Below are 26,116 nucleotides of genomic sequence, written 5' to 3' on the forward strand. Positions count from 1 at the left end.
CGCTGGCGACCACGGGCCGCGCCCCTACTTTAACTCTTTAATTTTTTCTATAGCATCTTTTATGGCAAGAAATAACGGCTTTTTTTCTATACCTAAAAGCGTAATGTCTTCATTGTCTATGATAGGTATGAGAATTTTTTTTGCATTGCAAGACGCTATGGCTTTTGCAATGCCCGGGGTTATTTCTCCCAACATGGAATTAGGGATGACAATTCCTAGTGATCCTACGATTACATCCGCCTTGTTTACGGCAAATGTAATGGCATTTTCGCCGGTTGCACCTTTATTAGCCTTTTCCCTCATCATGTTGGATGTAGCGGCAGAATTGGTACCCAGAGCATAAATCGTGACATCACTGGGCAAGTCTTGCCTTAAAAGAGAAATAATCTGGCTGCCGATACCTCCACCCATGCCATCGACTACAGCTATATTCATTTGGCCTTCTCGCTTTCAAGTATTATCTTATGCTCAAGAAGCCTCACTTCTTTAATCGCAGCATCTATAATCTTCTGTTCGCCTAAAAGATCATACATAAACAATTTGCCATTTTGAGGTTCTATATGAATAACATTGTCCATAATCTTTTTTTCCTCGCCATTTTCCAAAAGGTAAACTTTTGACTCACACATTTAAAAACACCTCCATCCATTACATATGTTTCTTGGCTTCCAACAGATAATCACTAGCGGCTTTTAGGGAATCGGCAGCTTTTGATATTAGTTTGGAAACCTCGGTTTTCCCAAGATTTTCAGCTTTTTCCGCCCACTCCCTAAAACCCTCCTCATGGGAATTGTTGTGTTCAATCCAATGAGCTAAGAGAATTCTTAAAGTCTCTATTTCCTTGTCCTTACCTTTATAAGAATTGCAGTTACAGTTGCAGTTGTTCTCTGTCATGGCAAATGCCTCCTTTGAGATTTATAAATTCATAGCCTTCTTTAAGCTGGGGAACAAAGTGGTATCGGTATGGGGGAGAAAACATGCACTGATAAATTCTTCCATGTATGCGGAATCTGCACTAAGCTCGATGTATGTCATATTATCGGCAATTTCCGCTGCTTTTTGCCTCGCTTCATCGCTGATGATGCAGGCATATGCTCCGGCAAGGGAGCTGTTGCCGATAAATTCAAACTTGTCATGGGGTATATCGGGCAGCAAGCCAATTGTAATTGAATTTTTTATATCAAGATTCTGGCCTATGCCGCCGGCAATAATTACCCTGTCAATCTCTGCCGCGCTCATTCCTACATTGTTTAAAAGTGTTCTTGCACCGGAATAGACAGCACCTTTAGCCCGAAGGAAGTTATCGATATCAATTTCATTTAAGGTTATATCTCTTCCATCTTCCGTTTCCCCGCCAAAAACAATTACATATTCATAACATCCGATATGGTGATTATATCTTATTCTATCAGATTTGATTGCTTTGTTTATTTTTCCTTTCATATCTATTATACCTGTCAAAAACATTTCAGCAATAGCATCTATTATCCCCGAGCCACAAATGCCCTTTGGCTTAGCCTCTCCTATAACACTAACTCTGGGTTTTAAGTCATATCTATCGATTTTCACCTCATCAATGGCACCGAAAGATGCTCTCATACCGGAACTGATTTCACCGCCTTCAAAGGCCGGTCCTGCAGAACAGGCACATGTCAGCATCCATTCCCTGTTTCCAAGGACTATTTCGCCATTTGTGCCTAAGTCCATAAATAAAACCGTTTCGTCACCTTTCCAAATCCCAGATGCTAAAACGCCTGCGACTATGTCGCCACCTACATAGCTTGCTACATTTGGAAGGGTAAATACCGGAGCATTTTTGTTAATGCCAAGCAAAATATCGCCTGCTCTAAATACCGGAGCATTTCTAAATGCAGGTATATAAGGTTCAATGCGTATGTTTTCAGCAGTTACGCCTAATAATAAGTGAGTCATGGTAGTATTGCCTGCAAAGACTGAAAAAACTATGTCATCCTTACTGATACCTAGTTTGCATATCATTTTATTAATCAGTTGATTTAAGGTGCCTTCAACTATCGCCTGCTGCAGCTTTTTGAGGCCATCATCCTTTGTAGAATAAATTATGCGGCTTATTACATCAGCACCATACTGCATCTGAAGATTTCCGCTGTTGGCAGATGCTTTTATTTCTCCGGTTTGAATATCCACCAGGCAGGCGGCTACTGTAGTAGTGCCGATGTCTACGCAAAGTCCAAAGGGCTTAGCTTCTTTTTTATCGGCAACATTGATGATATCATAGCCACTATCTTTCTTTGAAAGCATGAGTGTAATTTCATTATCATTTTTTCTTAAAATTGCCGGCAATTTTTTCAGCACTTCTATAAAACAGCTTATTTTTTCACAACCCAAAACCTGCTTTAGTTCTCTTTTAACTCTTTCAAAGTCTGGAATATTATCATCTATCGTAGGTTTTGGAAGTGTTAGGGTAACAGTTATAAAACCCGTTCCAACTTCTATTTCTGAAGCATTAAGTATATCCAAAGTCCTTTTTGCTAATTTTCCCTTTGAGGCAGATGTTATGTCTTCCACAATTATGTCATTAATTATATCTACTTCCATGATTTCAACGGTCATATCATCCTGTATCCATGTTAGGCACGCAAGTCTAATGCCTTGCTCTATCTCTTCGGCAGCAAGGAGCGGGGTATATTCATGTTTATGTTTGCCTGATTTTATCTTAATCCGGCATTTACCGCAGTGTCCCTTGCCTGCGCAGGGAGCATCCAAAAATACGCCGGCTTTTCGTGCTGCCTCCATCAAGTTAGTTCCTCTGGCAACTTCAACTGTTTTACCTGTTGGCTGAAAAATTACGGTGCATTTTTCCATAATCGTATCACCACCTTATCTTGTAAGTACACAAGCCACTTATATAAGTGGCTTGTGTGGACAATAATCATTCAAGAGATTTTTCGTAATCACTGCTGCTAAGTAAGTTATTCTGTTCATCAGGATTCTTTATTTTGACCTTTATCATCCATCCGTCTTCATAGGGAGAATTATTCACAAGCTCCGGATCATCATCCAGTTCCTCATTTACTTCAATTATCTCTCCACTAATTGGAGCGTAAAGGTCTGATGCTACTTTCGCCGATTCGACAGTGCCGAAAGTTTCGCCTTGAGTTATAGTTTCGCCTACTTCGGGCAAATCTACAAATAGAATTTCTCCAAGCGCATTTTGAGCATGATCGGTTATACCTATTGTAGCAATATCGTCTTCTATTTTAACCCATGTATGTTCTTTATGATATTTTAAATCAGAAGGGAATCCCATGTTAAAGCTCCTTTCTAGCGCTTAAGTGTTTAACAGACTTAATTAAAACATTGGATCCATGCTGAGGGCAGGATGGCCAACCTTTGTCAAAAACTCCACTACTGCATCGGGCTCTACTCCTACTTCTTCATCCGCAATCATATCGTAGAAGTTTTCGATACCGATTTCTTTTCCACGCTCAATTAATTTTTCCTTGAGAGCTTCTTTTAATTCCTTGGGCATCCAGACTACTCGTGCTAATCCGCCATCTGCATATAGGAATTTTTTGCTTGTTATAAACTGCCTGCCATGCCCCATAAAGCCCGGTGTTTGAACACCACCGCCGGTTGTAGATGCCAGCTCGCCAAAGGTCATTCCAAGCGGAGTCATGCCATGGTATTCGCGATTTACTATGATTACACCATTGGCTTCCGGCATAATCCCGCAGATACATTCAAAGCATCCGCAGGATGTCATTGGGTCTTCCATTATTGTGTATATATTTACTTTTGTTGTAGCACCATGCGACTGTTCTGCCACTCTCTTATTTATGGATTCCCAGCTGCCTTTGACTTCATCCTCGCATTCGCCCTTAACTATAGGCTGGCAGGGTCCGGTAGAATCCAGTTCGTATGTGGCCTTTGCATCGAGCCAACTGACAGCACCACACAGGCCAAGCCGCTCAGGTGTAACTATGCATACATGTGCCGGTGCAAAGGATTGACATAACAGACAAGAATAGAATGTGTCAACACTTTCGTCAGTAAGACCTGCAAGCCTTGCATCTCTGGCTTCATACCTTGGCCGCGCAACTTCTTCAAGCAGTTCCTCTACTTTTTCTTTATCGGTAATGATGGTAACCTGTACCTTGTCGGCAATGCTGCCAAACTCATCAAGCATCTTGGCATATAATACTTCACCCATATGTTTAAGCCTAAAGCCGGCTTCATAGGCAGACTTACTAATTCTTATCCATGCAATGTCTCTTTGGCCGATATGCATGACTCCTTCTGTGTAATTTGTAAAATAGTGAATCCGGCGTTCCATAACAGGTTCAAAATCTTCTTGCATGTTTTTCCCTGCAACGTCTACAATAATTGCCAGCGGCAGCTTACCGCCGTCAGGCCCCAGTGTATCGATATCAGGCCCTATTAATTCAATCTTATGGTCTTCAACTTCAGAAAGGTCGCGTTTTCTAACCAGTTCCCATGCAGTCGTGCGGCCGCCGCCAAACTCCGCAAACATATCATCCTTGCGAACTCTTTCGCCTTCAAAGGCCGGAGCAAAACCAACAGGAATTGGAATTTCGGTTATCTTGATTTTTATGCCGCGAGCCTCTAATGATGTTTGGACAAGCTTGTCATAGTCCTTTTGAACTATAAGGTTCATCGGAACTTCTTGGACATCCTGGTCAGTAATTACCGGAAATCCTAAGGCAATTGCACCGGCACCGGCAGATACTACCAATTCGCTCAAAGGTCCTAAGGCATTCACAAAAGCCGGCACTCTTTCCTTTGTATATTTTAACAGCTCCGGAAGGTCTCCATGTTTTATATTTCCAAAAATCAGCGCCGCTCTTATGGCAAAAGAAACTATATGGGTAACCGAGGTTACGTCATAACCTAAAGGCACAACCCTAAATTCAAGTCCCATCTTTACTTTTGATTCGATAGCCTGGTCGATGATTTTTCCTACTAATGTAACTAAAATACCCTTTGATTGATAATCTTTTATAATCTTAGCAGCATCTTCTGCTGTAGGAGCTTCTCCGATAACAACTGCTACGCCCGGGATATCGCCGGTTACAAGTGGCACACCCATGGAGCGAATCACGGTATCAGGGATAAAGCCGACACAGGGTTCTTCATAGGGATTTTTTCCTCCTACATACTTACACGCCTCGATGACTTCTGCCGCAACTGCTGTTGCAAGCCCTGCATTTAAAGCCTTCTCAAGATTCTGCTCTTTTACTATCAGGCTTTCGATAACCCCTATAGCGCCTTTCAAATCTGCTAAAGTGCCGATTTTTTGTCCCGTAGCAGCATATATAGTAGGAAGACTATAGGCGGTATTAGGAAAACTTACTTTCTCGTTTTCTCCATACTCTTTGATGGTTTGCTCGACAACAGATTTGCAAGCCTCCAGTGCTTGCTCGGAGCCGGTAAAGATAATATCAAATAATGTCATAATACATATCCCTCCAAGGATGTTTTTTCGCCTTCAGGCAAATTATAGATCTAAATAGGAATCTGCATACAAGGTTCTTCCTTTTATCAAATCCGCAGTTTTAATCACATTGATAACGAGCTTGTCTAAGGGATTGATTATAGCTGAGGTCAGGCCGCACTGAATAGCCATGGCACAAAAAGTGGCTTCAATCAAACCTCTGAGCTCTTTGGGACATCCGTTGGAAACATTGCTAAGGCCGCCGGTAGTCAAAAGTCCCATCTCTGAAATCTGTCTTACGGCTTCCAGTACTTCCTGCTGTTTATCCTGCATGCCTTTTAGAACTACAAAGAGGGGGTCAAAGAGAATGTTCTCGGGATCCAGTCCGGCTTCCATAGCCCTTTCTAAAATCTGGGTGCAGTACATCATACGCTCATCATTATCCCTCGGAATACCTTCTTTTGCACACAATCCGATAACCATCGCATCATATTCTGCTGCAAGATTCACCATGTCAAGCCTGGGCCCGGCATCGGCAGAATTGATAATAGGCTTACCTGCCTTGCGGTCATAGACTTTAATCCCGGCTTCAATGGCTTTCATGTTAGCGGTATCTAAACACAAAGGCGTATCAGGAAACTCTTCCTGCAGAATCTTGATTGCCCAAGGCATCAGCTCTTCTCCGTCCCTGTCGGCAGGACCTATATTTACATCGAGATAGTTTGCGCCGGCTTCAACCTGTTCGCGAGCTCTTGCAATAATGGGCTCAGGATTTCTTTCCTGCAGCGCTTTTCTGATGGTAGGGGAAATAACGTGAATCCTCTCACCGATAGTTAAAAATCTTGCCAATTGCTTTTCCTCCTCTTTCTATTTTTATTAACTAATTTCATCATTTTTTGGGTTAGAGTTATATTTTTTTATGATTATATGTGAATGGGCTGGATAATTATATGGTTAGCATCATAAACAATGTTTCAGCATTGTTTATGATGCGGCTTCTTTAGCCTTGTATTTTTTTAAGAAATTAGGTAATGCAGCTGCTTCCTCCGTACCGACAGTAACTTTCCATCCCGGCAGTTCGTCTTCGATATCTGACTTGAGTACTGCCACTTTGCCCGGTATTATTAGCTCTCGAGTCTTTACCTTGTTTTCAACTTCAAATTCTTTTACAGCCTTTGCAATTGATTTGGCATTAAACTTACCAGCAGCCCATGCCGTAAGTACTGAATATCCTCCCGCATCGGGTATTAAAATCCATGACGGCACTTTTGACCTCTCTACTTCTCCGGATACTATGAAATATGTCAAGGCAAAATCGACAGTAACAAGAAGCGGTGATTCTTCATCAGCAGAACCTACTTTGTAAATGCCTTGTTCTATGCGCATCGGGCGTTGTGGATCTGTGAAAATATTTTGTCTTAAAGCAAACAGCGGAAGTGCCATCGAATAATCCATATCGCTTAAAACAATTATAGAAGCGTATTTTTCGATGAATAATGATGCACATGCAAGCTGCATCATCTTATCCTGTGACATATCGCACACAAAAGCCACCGCAGGATATCCAAAGGTTCTATCACCTGATAAAAGCGCCGTTCTGCGGATGTTGACCATATCGTCAAAGGCTCCCTTTAAGTTGCGGCTTCCGGCATCAAGCAGCAATTCTTTATAGCCTGTGTTTTGAAGTTTTTGAACAAGAGTATATAGATTTTCCTTGCCGTCGGCAGTAACTCCCAGAAGCAATTTATTTTCTTTTGCAAGGTCTGCCATAGCTTCATAGTTTTGCTCATTTGCCCCAAAAAGTATAGGGCCTTTATCAGCACAGATGCCCACTGCCGCCTCGGCAATCTCAGGACTTTCTGTAATTATCATGGGTACTACCTTTGGACAGCTTTCTGTGACTTTTTTAATGAGACTTATAAATTTATCCTTGTCTTGGCTTTCACATCTAAAAGCCGCAATTTCTACATACATCTCTTCATTAATTCTGGTGTAATTAATGGTATTGATGTTGTTTATCTTTTTTTCTATTTCCTCCTGAGCCATAATATCAGAAAACATTATCGCGAACCTAGGCCGATTTACAAAGGTTTTTTCATGCCTAAACAGGACTGTTTCGCCGCCTAATGTATATTCTGTATCATTTGCACCGAACTTTACTGTCTTCATTGGCGGTGCAGTAGCTTCAGCCAGCTGCGCCTTTGCCTCATCTGACATATAAGGGCATTTTTCCGCTTCGGTTCCGCCCTGTGCAAGTTTCATAGCAAAAGCTAAACACGTAGGAAAACCACACTCCTTGCAATTTTTTCGAGGAAGCAGTTTGTATATTTGCATTCCATTAAGTGCCATAAATCATCTCTCCCTTTACTTATTCAGTCATTTCAGTAATGAAGTTTCGGACAACTTCCACCGAACGTGGATGTCGAAGTATTACTGCATTAGCTCCGGCAGCCAGAACTCCTACTGCAGTAGATATCTCCATGGCTATACCTCTTTCTTCTTGAGGGCCCCATTCAGGTATTTCTTCTTCAGAAACAACGGATTCTTTCACTTTCCACGATTCAAAAGATACAGGCAGAATCATCGGCATCTGCAGTGTTGCATCATTTTGTTCTAATGCTGCCAGCCTTATTCTGTCCATAGTTGTAACTGCATACTCAAAGCCGTATCCTACGGCTGCGCAGCCGGGATTCATAACCATTTTATCCGGTTTCACACCTAATTGCGTTATCAAAATATTTAGCTGTTTCGCTAGATTTAAGTCCACAGAGGACTCTGCCGCTACAACATTGCCATAGGCAAGCCCCACTGCAGCTGCGACTTCTTTGTAATTCGACTCTACCGCCGATAAAAACACATAGTTTTTATTTGGAAGAGATTCTGCAATTTTTGTAAACAGTTTAGCGTTTTTTTCATTATTTGGGCATCCGGCTATAACCAACGGCACACTTACATTCTCTGCTAATCTTTTTGCAACTTCGGCACATTCTTCGACAGATTTATTAAGACCGTCAGGGCTTGCGCCTTCAAATTTAATGCAGATAAAATCTGGGTTATACTTTTCTACGCAGTGCTTTGCCCATTTTACAGGTTCATCTGCAACTTCTTTAAATACATCTAGAACTCCCGCAGGCCAGGATTCGGGAAAAATATCCCATATCTCCATGCCTATAGCCGGTTTATTTCCGATATCCCCATCAAAACTGTAAAAGGGTAAAACCGACTCTCCGCCCAGCTTCAAATCAGAACCTACGTTAACTTCTAGAATTTTTCCAGAATATTTTTGTGTAGGCATTTTGTAAGCCATTTACATCGCCTCCAATAAAATTTAGCAAACTAGATATTACATTTTTATTTTTGGAATTATTATCTTATCAAAAATTTGCCTTGCATTCTTTACAGCATTACTATCTTTTGGAAGTTGAACAAGGGGTATGCCCTTGTTGTCATATTCAAAAACCTTTGCATCCAAAGGAACGATTCCTGCAAGTTTTAAGCCGTAACCTTCTATAGCCCGCTTAATATCATCGGACAGTCCCTCTTCAGGAACACGGTTCACTATCAGGTAAAGCTCTTTTACATCAAGCTCTAGCTCCTCTATAAGTTCCTTCACTCTTGCTGCGGCTTCTATTCCACGCTTTGAGCACTCACTTACCGCAAACATGATATCTACACTTTTAGTGGTGCGCCTGCTCAAATGCTCCAAACCAGCCTCATTGTCGATAACCATCACTTTGTAATTATCTGAAAGGCGATCTGTAGCTTCTCTTAGAATGCCATTTGCAAAGCAGTAGCATCCTGCCCCTTCCGGCCTTCCCATAACCAACAAATCAAAACCATGGCCTTCGATAATTGCCTGCTGAAGTTTGTAATTAATATAGTCGGTCTTGCTCATGCCGCCCGGCAGTTTTCCATCCCTGTTCTTTACGCTTATATCTTCTCTTATGTCGCCTAAGGTTATTTCTACATCTTCGCCAAGTACTTCGTTTAAATTGGCATTAGGGTCAGCATCAACACCTAAAACAGGCACAAACTTTTTTTCCACTAAATAATCAATTAGAAAACCGGCCAGGGTTGTCTTACCTGTGCCACCTTTTCCTGCTACGGCTATGGTATAAGCCATTTAACTCATCTCCTTACAATTTGTGCACTGATTGTCCGTTTACATCCTGAAGTGCTTCCATGACCGCTTCACTTAAAGTAGGATGTGAATGAATAACTTTTCCTAATTGCTCGGCAGTTAAGCCATATTTTACACCTACTACCAATTCATGAATAATATCTGTGGCATGAGGTCCGATGATAGAAGCACCCAACAATCTGTCAGTTTTTTTATCTGCAATAATTTTAACCTTACCAAAAAATTGTCCCATAGCCTGTGCTTTCCCAAGAGCCCTAAAAGCAAAATCGCCTTTTTTGATACTATATCCTTCGGCCAATGCTTCTTCTTCAGTAAGGCCTACTCCCGATACCTCAGGATCTGTAAACACTCCCCGAGGTACTGCTCGATAATCCATCTTGCATACATTCCCTAAAATATTTTCAACTGCACATTCAGCTTCAGCCGAAGCCAAGTGAGCAAGTTGCGGCCCCGGAACCACATCGCCGATAGCATAAATACCTTCTACATTCGTTTGCATATACTCATTTACAAGGATTCGGCCTCGATCCATAGCAATCCCTAGCTGCTCAAGACCTATATCCGAGGTGTTCGCCTTTCGACCAATGGCTACTAGCATCATATCTGCCTGGATTTCCTTGCCGTTGTCCAGTATGGCCTTTACCCCTGTATCAGTTTTTTCGACTTTTTCTATTTTAGATTTAAGCAGCAGTTTTATTTTTTTTCGCTTTAAAACCTTTTCCATTTCCTTGCCAATTTCCTTATCCTCCAAAGGCAAAGCATGATCCATCATTTCAACCATTGTAATAGATGTCCCTAAGTTGTTGAAAAACATTCCAAATTCACATCCTATTACACCGGCTCCTACTATTATCATGTTCTTTGGGATTTCTCTAAGATTTAGCGCCTCATCACTAATAATAACTTTTTTACCATCATAAGGAAATATAGGAATCTTAGCCGGCAGCGAACCCGTAGCTACGATTATAGCATCAGCTTCAAGTTCTTCAATGGATTTATCGTCTTTAACCACTTCTACATGATTTCTATCAGCAATTTTTCCGCAGCCTTTCACAAATTTGACATTGTTTTTGTCAAGTAAAAATTCTATGCCATTTACAAGGCGCTCAACAATTTTATCCTTTCTATCCATCATAAAATTAATATCCGGCTTTATTTCGCCTTCTATCATTATCCCAAAATCTTTGGCTGCTTTTACATTTGTCAGAACATCACTTGATGCAAGCAGCGCTTTAGTCGGAATACATCCACGATTTAAGCAGGTCCCTCCAACCTTATCCTTTTCTACTATCGTTACCTCGGCTCCCATCTTTGCAGCTTTTATTGCACCTACATATCCGCCGGGGCCTGCACCAATAATGACAATCTTTTTTGTCATCATAAATCCTCCCGTCAGTTTCTAAAATCCGCACATATCAAATAATACCGGCAAATTTTCTTCTGCTCCAACCGCCATGATATGAACTCCTGCACAAATTTTTTCTTCTCTCACTTGTTTAATAAATTCAGCAGCAATATTAAGACCTTCCTTTTCCTTGTCCTGAGCCTTTTTCATTCTATCAATTATTTCATCCGGCACATGAATACCTGGAACATTGTTGTTCATATACTTGGCCATACCGACAGATTTAAGCGGTATTACTCCTACAAGTACTTTTGCATCCAAATCTTTTATTTTCTCCATGAAACCCTTAATAACATCTATATCATAAACAGCCTGAGTTTGAAAAAATTTAGCTCCTGCTTGAATCTTCTTCACCATTTTTATAATTTGCAGTTCAACAGGTTCATACAGCGGTGTAACACTAGCACCTAAAAAATACTCAGGAATTCCAGAAAGTTCATGACCATTAATATCTTCTCCGTTCATCAACTTTGTAGCAGCCTGAAGAATGCCTACCGAATCTATGTCAAAAACTCCTCGGGCTTCCGGATGATCACCTATGCTTGTATGGTCTCCGGTTAAAGCTAATATATTTTTGATACCCAAAGCTGCTGCCGATAACAATTCTCCCTGGATAGCAATACGGTTTCGGTCACGGCCTGTTATCTGCATTACCGGTTCTAGGCCTTCTTCAAGTAAAATCTTAGCTCCTCCCAGTGATGAGGGCCTTACCACAGCACTTTGAAAATCCGTTACATTTACCGCATCAACTCTGCCCTTCACAGCTTGAGCACACTCTCTAATACGGCCAAAATCAATGCCTTTCGGAGGAGCCATTTCGGCAGTAATTGCAAATTCATTATGTTCTAACTTTTCTTTTAGACCCATTTAACGTTCCTCCTTGTATTTACCTATTTGCTTGCCGCAAGCTTTCTGGGATGTAAAGATTTACTATAATCTTTTGGAGGCTTTATCTCTAAAAGCGTATTCAGCATATTTAAATCTTTTAGTCGATTATAAATTAGAATCCATGCACAATCGTTTTCCGGATTAATTTCACATTTTCCATTTTTTGCACCACCACATGGACCATTGAGCAAACTCTTGGCACATTTTGTTATTGGGCATATTCCTGCTGTCCAGCCCAATTCGCATTGGCCGCAAGCTTTACAGGCTTGTTGATATTGGCCTATCCGCTCTATTTCGCCGATAAACAAAGTATCATTTGCAGGATATACCAGGGTTTTTACACAACTTGATACGGTCTGAACACCATTACCGCAAGCCATACATAAAACGGCATCTGCAGCGTTAATTTGAGATTTTTGTTTTTTTAGAGTTGCTTTTACTTGCAGCTTATGGCAGGATGGGTCTAGAATCACAGAACCCGTCACCGTTTTCCCTTGTTTCTCAAGTTTTTCCTTCATTTCTTCAATCTGCTGCTGGCCGCCTGTCATACATGAAGTAGCACATAGACTACAGCCTGTTATAAAAATTTTATTCTTACCATTTAAAAATTCCAGTATTTCTTTAAAAGGCTTCTGTTTTGATATAATCATACCGACTACCTCCTATAAGCCTTGTTGAAGCTTAAAGGCCTCAATTACGTGCTTGGCAAGCACTGTTGATGTGACAGAGCCAACTCCTCCTGGAACAGGTGTTATTTGACCCGCTATAGGGCTTACACTATCAAAGTCCACATCGCCACACATCTTTCCGCTTTCATCGAAATTAATTCCAACATCAATAACCACAGCACCCTCGCTTACCATATCCTTGGTAACCATTCGGGCTTTCCCTGCTGCAGCGATAAGTATTTCCGCTCTTCGTGTCTCTTGTGGCAGGTTTTTTGTTCTCGTATGACAAATAGTCACAGTAGCATTCCTTTTCAAGAGCATCATCGCAAGGGGCCGACCTACTACCATACTCCTTCCAATCAAAACGGCTCTTTTACCTTCAAGCCCGATACCGTAATAATCCAGTATTTCAATTACAGCAGCAGGAGTACATGGAGCAAAACCGTCACTATCGCCGCTCATTACCTTGCTTACATTGATAGGACTAAAGCAATCTACGTCTTTCTCCGGTGCTATTTTATATTTGACCACATCTTCCGAAATCTGGCTAGGCAATGGTCTCATGATAATAATGCCATTTATTTCAGGATCTTTGTTTAATCTGTCAAGGACCTTTAAAAACTCATCTTGGCTTATTTCCTCAGGAAGCTTTTCTACCTGGCAGTCAATACCTATGTCGGTACACCGTTTTACGGCGCCTTTAATATAAGATGCAGAGTCAGGCCTGTCTCCAGCCATTACTATACACAAACCCAAAGCCTTTCCCTGTTCTTTTAATTTTTTAACTTCTTCAGTAAGTTTATCCTTTAAGGCTGCCGCTACTTCCTTACCACTAAGTATTTTAGCCATTCAATTATCCTCCTTAGCTTATTTTTTAATTCTCTGCTCTACTTTATCGTAAGTTTCATCAGCAATCTTAACGCCTTCTTCTACTAAAGCATCCATTTCTTTGCTGATTTCTAAGACAAAATCTTCATCTTTTATCCCGTTCAAATTTATAATTACATTTAGCTTTCCACTTAGTAATGCAGTCTTTAAGCACAGGACGCCAACGCCCACATCACTTAAAGCCATAATTGAACCTATTTCACTAAGTCTTGCCTGAAGTTTAATCGCCTCTACGGCCGTTCTTATGATATCCATTGGCACAGTACAGGCTTGTTTTAATGCCTTTTCCATAGCTTCGGCCCTAGCTTCTTTTTCTTTATGTGTTTCTTTCGGCATACTATACACCTTTGCTACTTCGCCAAAAACCTCTGCATCGCCATCTACCATTGACAGCAGAGCTTCTTGCAGCTCTGTGGCCTTTTCCATGATTGCATAAACCTCAGATTCTACATCCTTGTACTTCTTTTTTCCCACTGTAAGATTGCCCACCATATTGCCCAAAGCCATACCTATAGCCCCAACCAAAGCTGCCGCTCCACCTCCTCCGGGCACCGGTTCCTTGGAAGAAAGAACTTCTACAAAATCTTTACAGCTTTTTTCAATTAGCATAGCCGTCCTCCTCATGATTTTTTTTGAGCGTCCTTTGCCGCATAAAGGTTGATGTAAGCTGCCAAATGCATGGGTGAATCTGCTATCTCAGGATCCATATGGCTACTTGAAAGGCAAGGGTAGACATGCCATAATCTGTTGGCAGCATCAACTATGTTTTCCCTGTTTATACCTATTAGCCCCGAAGCTACATGATATGTTGCACCACAGGGCGATGAACATTTGACATCTACATCTATTACATTTCCTTTTTCATCAGTTATAACTTCGTACTTAGGTTTACCTATTTTAAATTGGTCAATAAAAGCATTGATATATATAAATTTTCCTTTCGAAAGAGAACAAAAGGGGCGAGGAAAGGCATATTCAAGTCCTTTAGTCTCGCACATATTCTTTAATTTATTTACAAAAGAGGTGGTCAACCAATCCGGGTCTTCCCGAGGAATGATTACTGCTTTACACCCGGCACTTATAGCTTTCCTGATAAGTTCTATAAGTATATCAGGATGTACCCCTACTGCAACGAGAATATCATGGGCAGGAATTGCATCTTTTAGATACGATTGTGCATCATCGATAAGTTCTGGCAAAACCGAAGGGAAAAGCATAATCTTTGCGATATCTTCAGTAAAATCTAATGCAAACCTTTGTCTAAATTGATAACATTGTTTTGTGCAAAAATCCGGGTTATTTTTAAAGTTTGTCAGGTGCGGCAAAAATTTTCTTGCAGCAAATTCTCCCCCATATTTTACTTGGAAAAAGCCCGGACGATCAGTAGTATCTTCGCTTGCTGCTATGAAAAGTTTTAGACGTTTCATCAGAAAACCACCTTTATGTCAAATAGGTTTAAAAGAGTCCCGTTATTTTTCCATTGACATCTACATCTATTTTTTCTGCTGCCGGGCGCTTTGGTAGGCCGGGCATTGTCATGATAGCACCGGTAAGTGCTACAACAAATCCTGCACCTGCAGAAATTTTTACGTTTCTTACATTTATCTTAAATCCGGTTGGTCGTCCTAGTAGTTTAGGATCATCAGTTAGAGAATATTGGGTTTTTGCTATACATACAGGCACATTTTTAAATCCTAGTTCTTCCAATGTATTTATTTCTTTTAATGCTGCAGGGGCAAATTCGACACCATCAGCACCGTATATTTCTTTGGCTATAGTAGTTATTTTATCTGCAATACCCATATCTAAATCATAGATGGGTTTGAAGTTGTTTTTACCTTCTTCAATAATTCTCACAACTTCTTTTGCAAGTTCAAGGCCGCCTTCGCCGCCTTTTGCCCAAACCTCGGAAAGCACTGCATTTACGCCTAGACGATTGCATTCTTCTTGAACCAATGCCAGCTCTCTTTCGGTATCAGTTGGGAATTGATTTATAGCAACAACTGCCGGTATGCCATATTTTTCGGTAATGTTCTCCACATGTTTTAAAAGATTTGGTAGGCCTTTCTTTAATGCATCAAGGTTTTCCTGATTTAAATCTTCTTTCTTGACCCCGCCATTATATTTCAAGGCCCGAATAGTTGCCACAATTACCACGGCATCCGGTCTAATATCTGCCATGCGGCATTTTATATCCAGGAATTTTTCTGCACCCAAATCTGCGCCGAAGCCTGCCTCAGTTACCACATAATCAGCCAGTTTTAGAGCCATTTTTGTCGCTATTATACTGTTGCAGCCATGCGCTATATTGGCAAAAGGCCCGCCATGGACAAATGCAGGTGTTCCTTCAAGGGTTTGTACTAAATTAGGTTTAAAGGCATCTTTTAAAAGCGCGGCCATAGCTCCTTGAGCTTTTAGCTGTCCGGCTGTAACCGGCTTTCCATCATATGTATAACCAATTATTATCCGTGCAAGCCTATTTTTCAAATCTTCCATGTCACTTGCCAGGCAAAATACAGCCATTATCTCTGAAGCTACCGTAATATCATAACCGTCCTCTCGGGGTGTCCCATTGGCTTTCCCGCCGAGCCCGTCAACCACGAATCTGAGCTGACGATCATTCATATCTACACATCTCTTCCAAGTAATGCGACGAGGATCGATGTTGAGCTCATTTCCCTGATAAATATGGTTATCTATCATTGCTGCTAAAAGGTTGTTTGCCGCACCAATTGCATGAAAATCTCCGGTAAAATGAAGATTTATGTCCTCCATAGGCACTACCTGTGCATATCCACCTCCTGCGGCACCGCCTTTTATACCGAATACTGGTCCGAGAGATGGTTCTCGCAAAGCTATCATTGCATTTTTACCGAGCCTTCTGAGTGCATCACCTAAGCCTACGGTAGTTGTAGTTTTGCCTTCACCTGCAGGAGTTGGGTTAATAGCTGTTGTGAGTATTAGTTTGGCATCTTTTTTATCTTCAAAGCGTTTTAGTAGATTATAATCGATTTTTGCCTTATACTTACCGTAATATTCAATATCGTCCTCACATAGGCCAATTTTTGTCGCTATATCCTTAATATGCTCGATTTTTGCCTCTTGGGCAATTTCGATATCACTCTTATAACTCATTTCATTTCCTCCTTAATTTTAATTATTTATTAAATTTAAAATTTTATCCTTGATAGCTCTTACTTCATCAGTATAACATTCGCCTTTATTAAAAGGTGTTTTTCCCTGCCTATCCGCTTCAATTAGAGCCGCATCATAAGGAAGAAAGCCTAATATTGAAATATTTTCGCATGCATTTATTATAAACGATTTTTCCTCATTAGTCCTTATTTTATTACCTACCACAAAGATTTTTTGTATTCCAATATCCAAAGCCAGCTTTTTAATAGTTTTTAATGTTTGTATACTCCTTTGGCCGGGTTCTGCTACAACAATAAACGCATCTACACAATCTGCCGTAGCTCTTCCCAGATGCTCAATACCAGCTTCCATATCCATTATCAATGCCTCCTGAGGTGTTAAGAGTAGGTGCTGCATCAATGCCCTCAGAAAAGCATGTTCAGGGCATATGCACCCCGAACCTCCTGCTTTTACAGTGCCCATTACAAGAAGCTTTATGCCATCATGTTCGATACAATATTTTTCAGGTATATCATCAACTTTCGGATTTAGCTTAAACATCTGGCCAAATACCCCTGGAACAGCTTCAGTTCTTTTAGCGATAATATCTTTTATTTCTGAAAGAGGGGTTATAGATGATAATTTTTCTTCAGGAATACCTAAAGCCATCGGAAGGTTTGCATCTGGGTCCGCATCAACGGCAAGCACCCCATAGCCGTCTTCGGCCAATACTTTCGAAAGAACTCCGGCAAACGTGGTTTTACCTACACCGCCTTTACCGGTAATTGCTATCTTCATGGGCAGCACATCCTTTAGTTCTTTATAGTTACTTTTGTTATTTTTATATGTTAAGGGATTTTCTCTTTTTCTCAATATGGTCAATTATTTTTTCTGCCGCCTTCTGCGGATTTGCCTCTATATCAAAACACCCGCCATATATATCTTTAATATCATCTGTGAGGAATCTTGTCAGGTTCTCGGAACCTGTCACTTGTGGTGCCACTCCCAGCATGGTATATACTCCCGAGGCAACGACATAAGTCCCAATTGAAAGCGCCTTTTCCGACATCCATTCCGGAGCTGCTCCTGCTGCCGGAAGATCTTTTATGTCCACGTTCATAAACTTAGCCAGCTCCGAAAGCAGCAGCAGTATTCTGCTTATATCCACACAAGAGCCCATATGAAGTACCGGAGGTATCTTTACCAGTTCGCAAACAGTAGCAAGGCCTTTGCCGCAGAATTTAGCCGCCTCTTTTGACATAAGACCTTCCTTTATGCAGGCATAAGCACCGCATCCTGTGGTTACAACCAGTACATCATTTTTTATAAGTTCTTTGGCAAGTTCTACATGGCCTTTATCGTGTAAAACCTTGTGGTTGTTGCACCCTACAATAGCTGCCGCTCCCCGTAATACTCCCGACTTTATGGCATCTGCCAGGGGTTTTACCGTACCCATTGGATGGGCTGTGCTGTTTGCAACACCATCCAAGGCATTTATAATGGCTTCATTGCTATAGCCTACAAAGCCCTTGGATTTTTCTTGGGGAATCAATATGTTTCCACGTCTGTTTTTAAAATTGCTTACAGCCTCTCTTACAATTTTTTTAGCCGATTCTATAGCTTCTTCCTCATTAAATTGCATGTGAATTGCACCTGGGATTTTAGCCTTAGGTGAGGTAGTTATGAGTTTTGTATGATAGCATTTTGCTACTTGAGACAGAGCCGGCATGATGCATTGCACATCAACTACCATTGCATCTACTGCTCCGGTAATTATCGCAAGTTCCTGCTGAAAAAAGTTGCCTGCCATCGGTATACCGTGCCGCATGGCAATTTCGTTTCCTGTGCAGCACATGCCGACAAGGTTGATTCCTTCAGCACCTTGTTTTTTAGCAAGCTCAATTAATTCCGGATCATTTACAGCGACAAGTATAGCCTCTGATAAGGTAGGCTCATGGCCATGTATTACTAAGTTTACTTCGTTTTCTTTAAACACTCCAAGATTTGCCTCAATCTCATGAGGCTCGGGTACGCCAAATAAGATATCCGAAAGCTCTGTTCCTATCATGGAACCGCCCCATCCATCGCTCAGCGCAGCCCTTGTGGCCGCAACCATAATATTCCTATAGTCCGCATCACAGCCGATATGTGTGGAGTGTAAAACTTCCACAATATCTCTATCTATGGCCCGAGGCACCACATTCATCTTCTTCCAAATATCAATTCTATCCTCAGGTGCTCTATCCACAAATCTAAGATACCCGAAAGGTTTGCCAAATTCTTGAAGTGCTGTTTCAGCGACCTTTGCAGCTATATCTTTTATATCGAGATTTTCTGTTGAAATACCCCATTCTTTTGCAAGAGAAATAAGTTTCTCCGGATTTTTTACTTTATAGCCTGATTCGGGATTTTTTGCGGCATTATACAGGGCATGAGCAATATCCCTGCCGTGGTCAGAGTGAGCAGACGAGCCGGCGGCAATCGAACGAGCAAGATTTCTTGCAGCTATAGTGTCTTCATCTGCACCGCATATTCCTTTTTTGGGACCGTCTTCACTTACTTTAACTATGCGGCATGGCCCCATAGAACAATTAGTGCAGCAAAGGCCCATTTCTCCAAAACCGCATTGGGGCTGCATTGCTTCAGCCCTGTCCCAGACTGTTTCGATTTTTTCGTTTTTTGCTTTCTCTATCAATTTGTAATTGGCTTTATCGCAACTTAAACACTTAAAATCTTCAGACATAACATCACCTCATGTTTTTTTATACAATCTTTACCTTTAACGCTCTTGTTGGGCACGACATAGCGCATAACGGCTTACCCGAATGCATACATCTGTCGCACATGGTAGGAAATGTATGTAGTTCAATAGCACCAAAGGGACATGCATCTTCGCAAAGACCGCAGCCTGTACATGCCATCTTATTTACCTTTATAATTCCAGACTCCTTATCCTTTGACAGTGCACCGGTCGGGCAGGCAGCTATGCAGCGAGGATTTGCACAAAGCATGCACTGCTCTAATTTCAGTTTACCACCTTTTGTCCTTATTCTAAGTCGTGAGATTTTGTTCTCCTTTATAGCACCGACTAAGCTCTTAGCTGCAGAATGAGCTGCCGCACAAGCTAATTCACAGGTCTTGCATCCAAGGCAAAGGTCTTTTTCAAAAAGAATCTTTACCATAATAAATACCCCTCTTCATATTAATATTTTAAATTTGTTATTATTTTCACAATCCCTGAATTCATAATACAATATTGATAAATATTTGTCAATATAATTTAAGATAAATTAGAGGGGATATTTTGTTGTATTGAAAAAAACAAGGATTTGCTATATTATCATGGTGATGACATTAAAGTAAATCTATGATTAAAATTTTAGCATATCAAAGGAGGGTACTGCTCATGGTTAGGTTTGGAGTTATCGGTACAAGCTGGATTACCGATGCATTTATAAAGGGAGCAAGTTTAAATGAGGATTTTAAACTTGCTGCTGTTTATTCCCGAACCGAGGAAAAAGCCAAGAAGTTTGCGGAAAAATACTCTGTCAAAAATATATTCACAGATTTAGATGTGATGGCAAAAAGTCCGTTAATTGATGCCGTTTACATAGCAAGCCCAAATTCCTTGCATGCAGAACAATCCATACTTTTTATGAACCACAAAAAACATGTTTTATGTGAAAAGCCCTTGGCTTCCAATAGTAACGAAGTGAAAAACATGATAAAAGCCTCCAAAGACAATAACGTCGTGCTCATGGAGGCATTAAAAACCGGTTTTTTGCCCAATTTCATTGCAGTAAAAGATAATTTACATAAATTGGGCAAAATTCGAAGAGTAATAGCGAACTTTTGTCAGTATTCTTCCAGATATGATGGATTTAAGCAAGGAAATCGTTATAATATTTTTGACCCCGCCTTTTCTGCCGGTTCATTAATGGACATAGGTGTTTACTGCACATATTTTGTAATAAATTTATTCGGTATTCCTAAAGACATCATAGCAATTGGTACAATGCTGGAATCCGGAGTAGACGGGCAAGGCACTGTCTGCCTCAAATATGATGAAATGGAAGCTGTGATAATACATTCAAAGATAACCGATTCGGCAATCCCAAGCGAAATTCAGGGTGAAAGCGGAAGCATGGTTATCGATAAGATTTCAGTGCCACAAAAAGTTGCAATACATTACCGAAAAGACGGTGTCCAAAATATTTCTCGACCTCAGATAGAAGACGATATGTATTATGAAGCAGCCGAATTTATAAACTTGATAAAGACCGGAAAAATCGAGTCTGATATCAACTCACATAAGCTTTCTCTTTCAATCATGAGTGTACTGGACGAGGCCAGAAGGCAGATGGGAGTGGTCTTTCCTGCGGATAATCGTAAATAATTATCTTCTTGTTTTCCGTTTGTTTTCCGTTTCATATAGTTCCCCAATTATCCTTGAACATATAAAATTAAACTCTCTGATATTAACGACTAAAAACCGGTTAAATTGAAAGGAATTATTATAATGGATGCCTTTCCATCTATAAATGAAATTCTAGAGATTCTGAATGAAATTGCAGAAGAAATTCCCGGAGAATTTTTTCGCAGATTAAACAAGGGGATTATTTTATTGCCTGATTATAAGCTGCATAAAAACAGTAAAGACCCTAATAAGTTATACGTCATGGGGGAATATAACTCAGATATAACCGGCAGGCAAATTAGGATATATTATGGTTCTTTTAAAAAAGTATACCATGATATGCCTTTGGAGATTTTAAAAGTAAAACTAAAGGATGTACTTCTGCACGAATTTACACATCACCTGGAATCTCTTGCAGGAGAAAATAATTTGGAAATTAAGGATGCAACCGCCTTGGCAAAATATATGGAGAATGATTTCTAGCCGGCAGTATTTAAACTGCTGTTACATCCTTTTTATCCATTAAAGCCAGTTTTGCTACAAAAACTATACCAAGCTCTTTCGGAGTCGATGGTAAGTAACTCACCCACGATTGCAATGGTAATTATTTCACTATCGCTGAGTATAGCGTTTTTGATATTGCGACGATTTTTAATATATATAGGAGTAACATCCTGGTAAATATCGTCAATAATGACATATGCTACTGTGATAAAATCTTTTAATTCAGTTATTTCTTTGATAGAATACTTATTAGGAAACTCCGACATATGCTAACCTTTCTATTGTTTTAGTTAATCATATATAAAATAGGTTAACATATCCTTTCGGAGTTTTCTATTTGTATTTATCTTTAGTTGAACTAGCACCACGGGTTAATTATGTTTTTTAAATCATGTTTTTGAATTTTAATATCTACATTATCGTATTTCAGAAGTGCAAATAAAAATGGAATAGCAAATAAATTACGATAAAAAGTCATTGACAGTGAGTTGTTGCCCATTTCATATGTCAAACTTGCCAATATTGGTGTAAATCCATATAAAAATGCAGATATGATTACAGATAATACCCCTTTAATTTTCATTTTCTATTTCCCAGCCTTCTGTTGAATATCAAAAGACATGCAAAAATCTGTATTGTAAAGTTCTATATCTGTTCAAATAATCCCTGCTACAGGGAAAAAGTCTTGCTAATTTATAATTTCCGAAAATATTCCCCGGATTAATGTCAGCTAATACGTCTTAGAAGAAGATGAGATTTGAGCATAATAAAGCAGGAAATCAGTCAGGATTAGTATTCCTCTACAGATGGTTATTACTCCCGTTTAAAAGCCCTAGGTCGTTAGTTTGTCTAGGGCTTTGCCTTAAATACTAATTAAATTCTATCCTCCATCCAGGTAATAATGTCTTTTATTACCTGATCCTTTTCTGCTTTTTCATTTAATATTTCATGGTAGCAATCTTTATAAATTTTGATAGTCTTATCTTTTGATGGTGTATTTTCATAGAACCATTTAGATGATTCCGGAGGAACTATTTTATCCTCTCCTCCGTGGAGTATAAGGCATGGATATTGGTATTTATCAATATTTTCCGATAGCCATATCGGCCCTTTAACAAAGGCTTCTCCCAATAATTTTAAATTTGTTTCTTTTAACACCAGTGGATCCTCATCATAAGCTTTGACCACTTCAGGATCCCTGCATATAAGATTCGTTAGAGCATTAGGAGCTTTTCCCCTTGGATTTTTTTCGAAAAAATTATCCTTTTTTATGTCTTTTACTAAAGTTTCAATTTCAAGTAAAGCAGGTCCAGACAAGATTTGCCCTTTTATTTTTCCGGGATATTTCATGCCATAGCCTGCAGTTATAAAACCTCCCATGCTATGTCCCAACATAAATATAGGAAGGCCCTTATGCTCAGCCAAGGCCATATCTATAACTTTATCGGCATCATCAAAGAAATTTTGAAAATCCTCCACATAACCTCGCTCACCACCTGATTGCCCATGACCACGATTATCAAACCTGTAGACACCAAATCCCCTTTCATTAAACTTATTCGTCACATAATCATATCTTCCCAAATGCTCACATAATCCATGAACTATAACTACAATTGCCTTAATTGTTTTAGGAATATCCTTTCGATAAAAAATTTCGGTCCCATCAAAGGATTTAAACTTTCCTTCCATTGTTTCCACTGTCATTATAACCCCTCCCTGCTTTAATTTTGTCTTTATATAATAAATCTTAGTTTAATTATATTTTTATGTCAAGTTCGATTTTTCTGTAATATTGTCCTGTTTTATCTTTTTATCTGATAATTGAACCAAATAGTATAGTTCAGTTATCCCGAGAAAATTTTCTCTTATTTAAGACTCTTATAACCTCCTCATCCGATACCTGGGAAAAGTTTTTATAAAACTGACCTACAGCATAAAATGGTTCTTCGGATATTAACCATACCGGCTCATCTACCAGCTTTTCCATTTCCGTAAGGGTATCAGGAGCTATAACCGGTGTGCACAAAATTAACTTTATCGGGTTTAATTCCCTTAGAAAATTTATAGCCGCCATAACTGTATAACCTGTGGCTATCCCATCATCGACAAGTAAAACCTTTTTGCCTGACAATGAGCCATATTCATCGCTGCCCCTATACTTTTTCAGCCTGGCTCGTGCCTCTTCCGCCTTGCGCTTAGCTTCTTTTTCTATATATTCATCATTTACACGAATCATGTTTATTGCATTGTGATTTAAAATCTTACCACCTTTACTATCTACTGCTCCTATTGCAAATTCTTCATTAAAGGGGGCCCCAATCTTCCTGGTAACTACAATATCCATGGGAAGATTTAATTGATCACATACGACATCTGCTACGATAACGCCTCCCCTAGGGATTGCAAATACAATTGTATTGGAGTCGTCTTTATACTTTTGCAGTTTTTCTGCCAATCGTATCCCTGCATCATAACGATCTTGGAACATGACAACCCCTCCTAAAGTAAGCTAGATTGGCTTTTATATTAATATTAATTATAATCAAATATTGAATTTGCTTTAAATTCAAGCTTTAATATAAGATTGCGTCGAGTAATTTTCGGCTCCCTAATTAATCAAGAGCCTCCGCCAGCTTTTACCGCTCACCGCTGGAGCATTACATCAATTGTAGGCAGCGAGCGCCTTGTAACGCTCTTTTTCTTTTCGTTTTCCAAGTATCTGTCCATAAGACTTACGTAGTAATCATCATAATTAGTGACTGGGAAGCCTCTGAAGAAGTGAAACATTATTGTAAATAACAAAAACCGTCATCCTGAGCGATAGCGAAGGATCTAATGTTAGAGCGATTTTTAGGATTCTTCATTCCGTTTCGTTTCATTCAAAATGACATAAACCCAGATTCTAATTCACTGTGATATTTTTACGTTAAATTTTATTTTTATAAATAATAAACATTTTAAAATCACTATTCGTAAAACTTGCAAGGACTATTGCACTCCAACTATCGAAAATGAGATTATAGCATAGATATGTAAAATAATTACAAAAGTAACAAAGGAGTGCTCATTTCAGTCTGTGTACAAACTAGGGTCAAGCATCACCCTAAATATTATTACTGTCATGTTTATATTTACTGTAAGTTATAATAAATCCTCTTAATTATAATGGATGAAGTTTAATTAGTCTCAGACACAATTTTTCTTAAGGCTGGAACGTATTTCCTAAATTCTTTTTCAAAAATTATCATAAAGTTTATCATATTGTCTTGTAACTCGTCCCATTTATCTTCATCACCTAATCCCGCTTCACTAAAACTTTTTTTAATTCTACATGCTCTTCTATTATCTAATCTTTCCCACTCCAGCTCTGTTTTCAAATTATTCTCAATTTCATGTTTTTTAGAGTAAAGATAGTCAAATCTTTTCTTATTAATTTCCTCAGAACCAGGTCCTCGATCAATGTAAAGTTCAACCGTTCCACCATCATATGTGATGACATACTGTAAAGACAGCCCAGTAAGTCCTATGCCTGTAGCTATCCAATTTGAAGTAACCGGTGAAATTGAAGAGAATAATGAAGTCTTATCCTTACTCTTTTTTAGAAGTAAGCTCCAAAATTCTTTTCGTTTATAGTGTCTTTCAGACAACTTAGCTTTCTCCGAACCAATATCTTTAGAATCTTCACTTGGTCCAACAATTTTATAGAACAACGGTGCAGGTTCTGATTCTCCAATTTTAATTGCTTCCACTTTCAGGAGGTAAAAACTAATGGGGGTATACTCATTTAACCATGTTATTGCTGTAATATGCTCCTGTCTTGGGTCTGACGTTATCCAAATGGCAGTTTTTGCTTCAAGGTTTGCACTATATGTTACTAATTTCCCTAAATGATCATGATCAGTTTTTTCCAGTTGATTTTCTATGACAACAGAATTACCTGACATATCTTCTGCTAAAATATCAACATTAAATGAGCCAACTGATTTTTCTACCTCTGCACAACTACCATTTTCTTTTTTGTAGTTCATAGTTTTTATCGGCAGTAATCCAAATATATTCCGCGCTATACGCAATGTAAGACCTGATACATGCCCCTTTACTACCGCATAATAGTCGGTCTTGTTGTATTTTCTTATAGAAAGCTTGTCAGTTGAGGTTTATTTCCTGACTTGGCATAATGGCTTTTAGTATAGTAAAGACCAGTTTATCGCCATCATTAAAATCTACTACTTTTATAATTCCTGCCAGATTATTTTTTTCGTCAAACCTATGGATATGGATTATAAGCTATTTGTAAAAATATGCTTCCTTTATGCTCTACAGTTTTAATGTTTCAACTGTCTAGTATAAAGGAAGCATAATCGTAAAATTTCCGGAATAACTGCATAGCAAAGCGGTATCCGCCCAATTAACCGGAATCTTTAAGTATCGCTCCTGCTCTAATTATTTAAGTGGGATTAATCCCGGTTTTCCATCAACTTTAGGAACTCCAAATCTTACGACCACCGGAAGGTCTGAAGGTTTGCATCCTTGACATATTTCAAAGGAGCCTTTTACAGACATATATAAATACGCATCCGTCATATCCCAATTATAGGCTTTACTAATCAGTAACTGCATTTGCTCACATGCA

27 protein-coding genes and 2 pseudogenes are annotated in these 26,116 nt (G+C 39.5%); 2 read left to right on the plus strand and 27 right to left on the minus strand.

Features of this window, described 5'->3' with window-relative positions:
* Positions 1–24 precede the first annotated feature (24 nt).
* From BUC45_RS11060 to BUC45_RS11155, 20 genes are all read right to left on the minus strand, one after another.
* On the minus strand, positions 25–435 hold the full coding sequence (locus tag BUC45_RS11060) for a DUF3842 family protein (RefSeq protein ID WP_213974735.1): 411 nt from the start codon (positions 433–435) through the stop codon (positions 25–27).
* A complete protein-coding gene (locus BUC45_RS11065; RefSeq protein WP_013777676.1) occupies positions 432–629 on the minus strand; it encodes a CooT family nickel-binding protein in 198 nt (65 codons plus the stop codon). Before BUC45_RS11065 ends, BUC45_RS11060 begins: the two co-directional genes overlap by 4 nt.
* 19 nt (positions 630–648) lie before the next feature.
* Positions 649–894 (minus strand): hypothetical protein, encoded by a 246-nt coding sequence (locus BUC45_RS11070; protein ID WP_013777675.1) that lies wholly within the window; start codon positions 892–894, stop codon positions 649–651.
* Between the two features lie 21 nt (positions 895–915).
* Positions 916–2,844, minus strand: coding sequence for a corrinoid activation/regeneration protein AcsV (acsV, locus tag BUC45_RS11075; protein ID WP_296972353.1), 1,929 nt, complete (start codon positions 2,842–2,844; stop codon positions 916–918).
* Positions 2,845–2,911: 67 nt separating this feature from the next.
* Positions 2,912–3,289, minus strand: a complete 378-nt coding sequence (gene gcvH / locus BUC45_RS11080) for a glycine cleavage system protein GcvH (RefSeq protein WP_296972354.1) — start codon at positions 3,287–3,289, stop codon at positions 2,912–2,914.
* Between the two features lie 42 nt (positions 3,290–3,331).
* Entirely contained in the window at positions 3,332–5,455 is a 2,124-nt protein-coding gene (gene acsB / locus BUC45_RS11085; protein WP_296972356.1) for an acetyl-CoA decarbonylase/synthase complex subunit alpha/beta, read from the minus strand.
* Positions 5,456–5,497: 42 nt separating this feature from the next.
* Positions 5,498–6,283: a carbon monoxide dehydrogenase/acetyl-CoA synthase methytransferase subunit gene (acsE, locus tag BUC45_RS11090; RefSeq protein WP_213974730.1), complete on the minus strand. Its 786-nt coding sequence runs from the start codon at positions 6,281–6,283 to the stop codon at positions 5,498–5,500.
* 135 nt (positions 6,284–6,418) lie between these two features.
* Positions 6,419–7,783 carry an acetyl-CoA decarbonylase/synthase complex subunit gamma gene (gene acsC, locus BUC45_RS11095; protein ID WP_296972358.1) on the minus strand — a complete coding sequence of 455 codons (1,365 nt, stop codon included), beginning with the start codon at positions 7,781–7,783 and terminating at the stop codon, positions 6,419–6,421.
* A 19-nt stretch (positions 7,784–7,802) separates the two neighbouring features.
* Positions 7,803–8,741: an acetyl-CoA decarbonylase/synthase complex subunit delta gene (acsD, locus tag BUC45_RS11100; RefSeq protein ID WP_296972360.1), complete on the minus strand. Its 939-nt coding sequence runs from the start codon at positions 8,739–8,741 to the stop codon at positions 7,803–7,805.
* 36 nt (positions 8,742–8,777) lie between these two features.
* On the minus strand, positions 8,778–9,557 hold the full coding sequence (locus tag BUC45_RS11105) for an AAA family ATPase (RefSeq protein WP_296972362.1): 780 nt from the start codon (positions 9,555–9,557) through the stop codon (positions 8,778–8,780).
* A 13-nt stretch (positions 9,558–9,570) separates the two neighbouring features.
* Positions 9,571–10,953: a dihydrolipoyl dehydrogenase gene (lpdA, locus tag BUC45_RS11110; RefSeq protein ID WP_296972363.1), complete on the minus strand. Its 1,383-nt coding sequence runs from the start codon at positions 10,951–10,953 to the stop codon at positions 9,571–9,573.
* A 21-nt stretch (positions 10,954–10,974) separates the two neighbouring features.
* The gene (locus BUC45_RS11115; protein ID WP_296972365.1) at positions 10,975–11,847 is read right to left on the minus strand and encodes a methylenetetrahydrofolate reductase; all 873 of its coding nucleotides are present in this window, start codon (positions 11,845–11,847) and stop codon (positions 10,975–10,977) included.
* 23 nt (positions 11,848–11,870) lie between these two features.
* Positions 11,871–12,518 (minus strand): methylenetetrahydrofolate reductase C-terminal domain-containing protein, encoded by a 648-nt coding sequence (locus tag BUC45_RS11120; protein WP_296972367.1) that lies wholly within the window; start codon positions 12,516–12,518, stop codon positions 11,871–11,873.
* A gap of 12 nt (positions 12,519–12,530) precedes the next feature.
* Positions 12,531–13,385 (minus strand): tetrahydrofolate dehydrogenase/cyclohydrolase catalytic domain-containing protein, encoded by an 855-nt coding sequence (locus BUC45_RS11125; protein WP_296972369.1) that lies wholly within the window; start codon positions 13,383–13,385, stop codon positions 12,531–12,533.
* A gap of 18 nt (positions 13,386–13,403) precedes the next feature.
* Positions 13,404–14,033 carry a cyclodeaminase/cyclohydrolase family protein gene (locus BUC45_RS11130; protein WP_296972370.1) on the minus strand — a complete coding sequence of 210 codons (630 nt, stop codon included), beginning with the start codon at positions 14,031–14,033 and terminating at the stop codon, positions 13,404–13,406.
* An 11-nt stretch (positions 14,034–14,044) separates the two neighbouring features.
* Positions 14,045–14,851, minus strand: a complete 807-nt coding sequence (locus BUC45_RS11135; RefSeq protein WP_296972372.1) for a DUF166 family protein — start codon at positions 14,849–14,851, stop codon at positions 14,045–14,047.
* A 28-nt stretch (positions 14,852–14,879) separates the two neighbouring features.
* Positions 14,880–16,559, minus strand: a complete 1,680-nt coding sequence (locus tag BUC45_RS11140; RefSeq protein WP_296972374.1) for a formate--tetrahydrofolate ligase — start codon at positions 16,557–16,559, stop codon at positions 14,880–14,882.
* A gap of 18 nt (positions 16,560–16,577) precedes the next feature.
* On the minus strand, positions 16,578–17,357 hold the full coding sequence (locus tag BUC45_RS11145) for a carbon monoxide dehydrogenase accessory protein CooC (RefSeq protein WP_041591486.1): 780 nt from the start codon (positions 17,355–17,357) through the stop codon (positions 16,578–16,580).
* A 43-nt stretch (positions 17,358–17,400) separates the two neighbouring features.
* Positions 17,401–19,302: an anaerobic carbon-monoxide dehydrogenase catalytic subunit gene (cooS, locus tag BUC45_RS11150; RefSeq protein WP_296972375.1), complete on the minus strand. Its 1,902-nt coding sequence runs from the start codon at positions 19,300–19,302 to the stop codon at positions 17,401–17,403.
* A gap of 19 nt (positions 19,303–19,321) precedes the next feature.
* A complete protein-coding gene (locus tag BUC45_RS11155; RefSeq protein WP_213975520.1) occupies positions 19,322–19,741 on the minus strand; it encodes a 4Fe-4S binding protein in 420 nt (139 codons plus the stop codon).
* A 224-nt stretch (positions 19,742–19,965) separates the two neighbouring features.
* On the opposite strand from BUC45_RS11155, the gene BUC45_RS11160 reads away from it, so the two are divergent.
* On the plus strand, positions 19,966–20,955 hold the full coding sequence (locus BUC45_RS11160) for a Gfo/Idh/MocA family oxidoreductase (RefSeq protein WP_296972377.1): 990 nt from the start codon (positions 19,966–19,968) through the stop codon (positions 20,953–20,955).
* Positions 20,956–21,060: 105 nt separating this feature from the next.
* Complete coding sequence (locus BUC45_RS11165) at positions 21,061–21,459, plus strand: metallopeptidase family protein (protein ID WP_296972379.1); 399 nt, start codon at positions 21,061–21,063, stop codon at positions 21,457–21,459.
* 50 nt (positions 21,460–21,509) lie between these two features.
* Here BUC45_RS11165 and BUC45_RS11170 read toward each other — a convergent pair.
* The 7 genes and pseudogenes from BUC45_RS11170 to BUC45_RS11195 form a co-directional block, all read right to left on the minus strand.
* Positions 21,510–21,746, minus strand: a pseudogene (locus BUC45_RS11170) (IS982 family transposase); the annotation flags it as partial.
* A 92-nt stretch (positions 21,747–21,838) separates the two neighbouring features.
* Positions 21,839–22,063, minus strand: coding sequence for an EamA family transporter (locus tag BUC45_RS12080; protein ID WP_013777654.1), 225 nt, complete (start codon positions 22,061–22,063; stop codon positions 21,839–21,841).
* A gap of 290 nt (positions 22,064–22,353) precedes the next feature.
* A complete protein-coding gene (locus BUC45_RS11175; protein ID WP_013777653.1) occupies positions 22,354–23,187 on the minus strand; it encodes an alpha/beta hydrolase in 834 nt (277 codons plus the stop codon).
* A 136-nt stretch (positions 23,188–23,323) separates the two neighbouring features.
* The gene (locus BUC45_RS11180) at positions 23,324–23,971 is read right to left on the minus strand and encodes a phosphoribosyltransferase family protein (RefSeq protein ID WP_013777652.1); all 648 of its coding nucleotides are present in this window, start codon (positions 23,969–23,971) and stop codon (positions 23,324–23,326) included.
* A 155-nt stretch (positions 23,972–24,126) separates the two neighbouring features.
* Positions 24,127–24,285, minus strand: a complete 159-nt coding sequence (locus tag BUC45_RS11185; protein WP_015294971.1) for a hypothetical protein — start codon at positions 24,283–24,285, stop codon at positions 24,127–24,129.
* 374 nt (positions 24,286–24,659) lie between these two features.
* Positions 24,660–25,511, minus strand: a complete 852-nt coding sequence (locus tag BUC45_RS11190) for a DUF4268 domain-containing protein (protein WP_244859573.1) — start codon at positions 25,509–25,511, stop codon at positions 24,660–24,662.
* Between the two features lie 415 nt (positions 25,512–25,926).
* Positions 25,927–26,116: pseudogene (locus tag BUC45_RS11195) on the minus strand (acetamidase); the annotation flags it as partial.

Source organism: Tepidanaerobacter sp. EBM-38 (assembly GCA_001896545.1).
Lineage (GTDB): Bacteria > Bacillota > Thermosediminibacteria > Thermosediminibacterales > Tepidanaerobacteraceae > Tepidanaerobacter.

Excerpts from the sequence above, each read along its gene's own strand:
- BUC45_RS11105 (WP_296972362.1), bottom strand. The coding sequence starts at position 9,557 with ATGGCTTATACCATAGCCGTAGCAGGAAAAGGTGGCACAGGTAAGACA.
- BUC45_RS11065 (WP_013777676.1), bottom strand. The coding sequence starts at position 629 with ATGTGTGAGTCAAAAGTTTACCTTTTGGAAAATGGCGAGGAAAAAAAG.
- BUC45_RS11175 (WP_013777653.1), bottom strand. The coding sequence starts at position 23,187 with ATGACAGTGGAAACAATGGAAGGAAAGTTTAAATCCTTTGATGGGACC.
- BUC45_RS11115 (WP_296972365.1), bottom strand. The coding sequence starts at position 11,847 with ATGGGTCTAAAAGAAAAGTTAGAACATAATGAATTTGCAATTACTGCC.
- BUC45_RS11190 (WP_244859573.1), bottom strand. The coding sequence starts at position 25,511 with ATGAACTACAAAAAAGAAAATGGTAGTTGTGCAGAGGTAGAAAAATCA.
- gcvH (WP_296972354.1), bottom strand. The coding sequence starts at position 3,289 with ATGGGATTCCCTTCTGATTTAAAATATCATAAAGAACATACATGGGTT.
- BUC45_RS11135 (WP_296972372.1), bottom strand. The coding sequence starts at position 14,851 with ATGAAACGTCTAAAACTTTTCATAGCAGCAAGCGAAGATACTACTGAT.
- cooS (WP_296972375.1), bottom strand. The coding sequence starts at position 19,302 with ATGTCTGAAGATTTTAAGTGTTTAAGTTGCGATAAAGCCAATTACAAA.
- BUC45_RS12080 (WP_013777654.1), bottom strand. The coding sequence starts at position 22,063 with ATGAAAATTAAAGGGGTATTATCTGTAATCATATCTGCATTTTTATAT.
- BUC45_RS11160 (WP_296972377.1), top strand. The coding sequence starts at position 19,966 with ATGGTTAGGTTTGGAGTTATCGGTACAAGCTGGATTACCGATGCATTT.
- acsC (WP_296972358.1), bottom strand. The coding sequence starts at position 7,783 with ATGGCACTTAATGGAATGCAAATATACAAACTGCTTCCTCGAAAAAAT.
- BUC45_RS11120 (WP_296972367.1), bottom strand. The coding sequence starts at position 12,518 with ATGATTATATCAAAACAGAAGCCTTTTAAAGAAATACTGGAATTTTTA.
- acsV (WP_296972353.1), bottom strand. The coding sequence starts at position 2,844 with ATGGAAAAATGCACCGTAATTTTTCAGCCAACAGGTAAAACAGTTGAA.
- BUC45_RS11125 (WP_296972369.1), bottom strand. The coding sequence starts at position 13,385 with ATGGCTAAAATACTTAGTGGTAAGGAAGTAGCGGCAGCCTTAAAGGAT.
- BUC45_RS11060 (WP_213974735.1), bottom strand. The coding sequence starts at position 435 with ATGAATATAGCTGTAGTCGATGGCATGGGTGGAGGTATCGGCAGCCAG.
- BUC45_RS11140 (WP_296972374.1), bottom strand. The coding sequence starts at position 16,559 with ATGAGTTATAAGAGTGATATCGAAATTGCCCAAGAGGCAAAAATCGAG.
- BUC45_RS11155 (WP_213975520.1), bottom strand. The coding sequence starts at position 19,741 with ATGGTAAAGATTCTTTTTGAAAAAGACCTTTGCCTTGGATGCAAGACC.
- BUC45_RS11145 (WP_041591486.1), bottom strand. The coding sequence starts at position 17,357 with ATGAAGATAGCAATTACCGGTAAAGGCGGTGTAGGTAAAACCACGTTT.
- BUC45_RS11130 (WP_296972370.1), bottom strand. The coding sequence starts at position 14,033 with ATGCTAATTGAAAAAAGCTGTAAAGATTTTGTAGAAGTTCTTTCTTCC.
- acsB (WP_296972356.1), bottom strand. The coding sequence starts at position 5,455 with ATGACATTATTTGATATTATCTTTACCGGCTCCGAGCAAGCACTGGAG.
- acsD (WP_296972360.1), bottom strand. The coding sequence starts at position 8,741 with ATGGCTTACAAAATGCCTACACAAAAATATTCTGGAAAAATTCTAGAA.
- BUC45_RS11180 (WP_013777652.1), bottom strand. The coding sequence starts at position 23,971 with ATGTTCCAAGATCGTTATGATGCAGGGATACGATTGGCAGAAAAACTG.
- lpdA (WP_296972363.1), bottom strand. The coding sequence starts at position 10,953 with ATGACAAAAAAGATTGTCATTATTGGTGCAGGCCCCGGCGGATATGTA.
- BUC45_RS11070 (WP_013777675.1), bottom strand. The coding sequence starts at position 894 with ATGACAGAGAACAACTGCAACTGTAACTGCAATTCTTATAAAGGTAAG.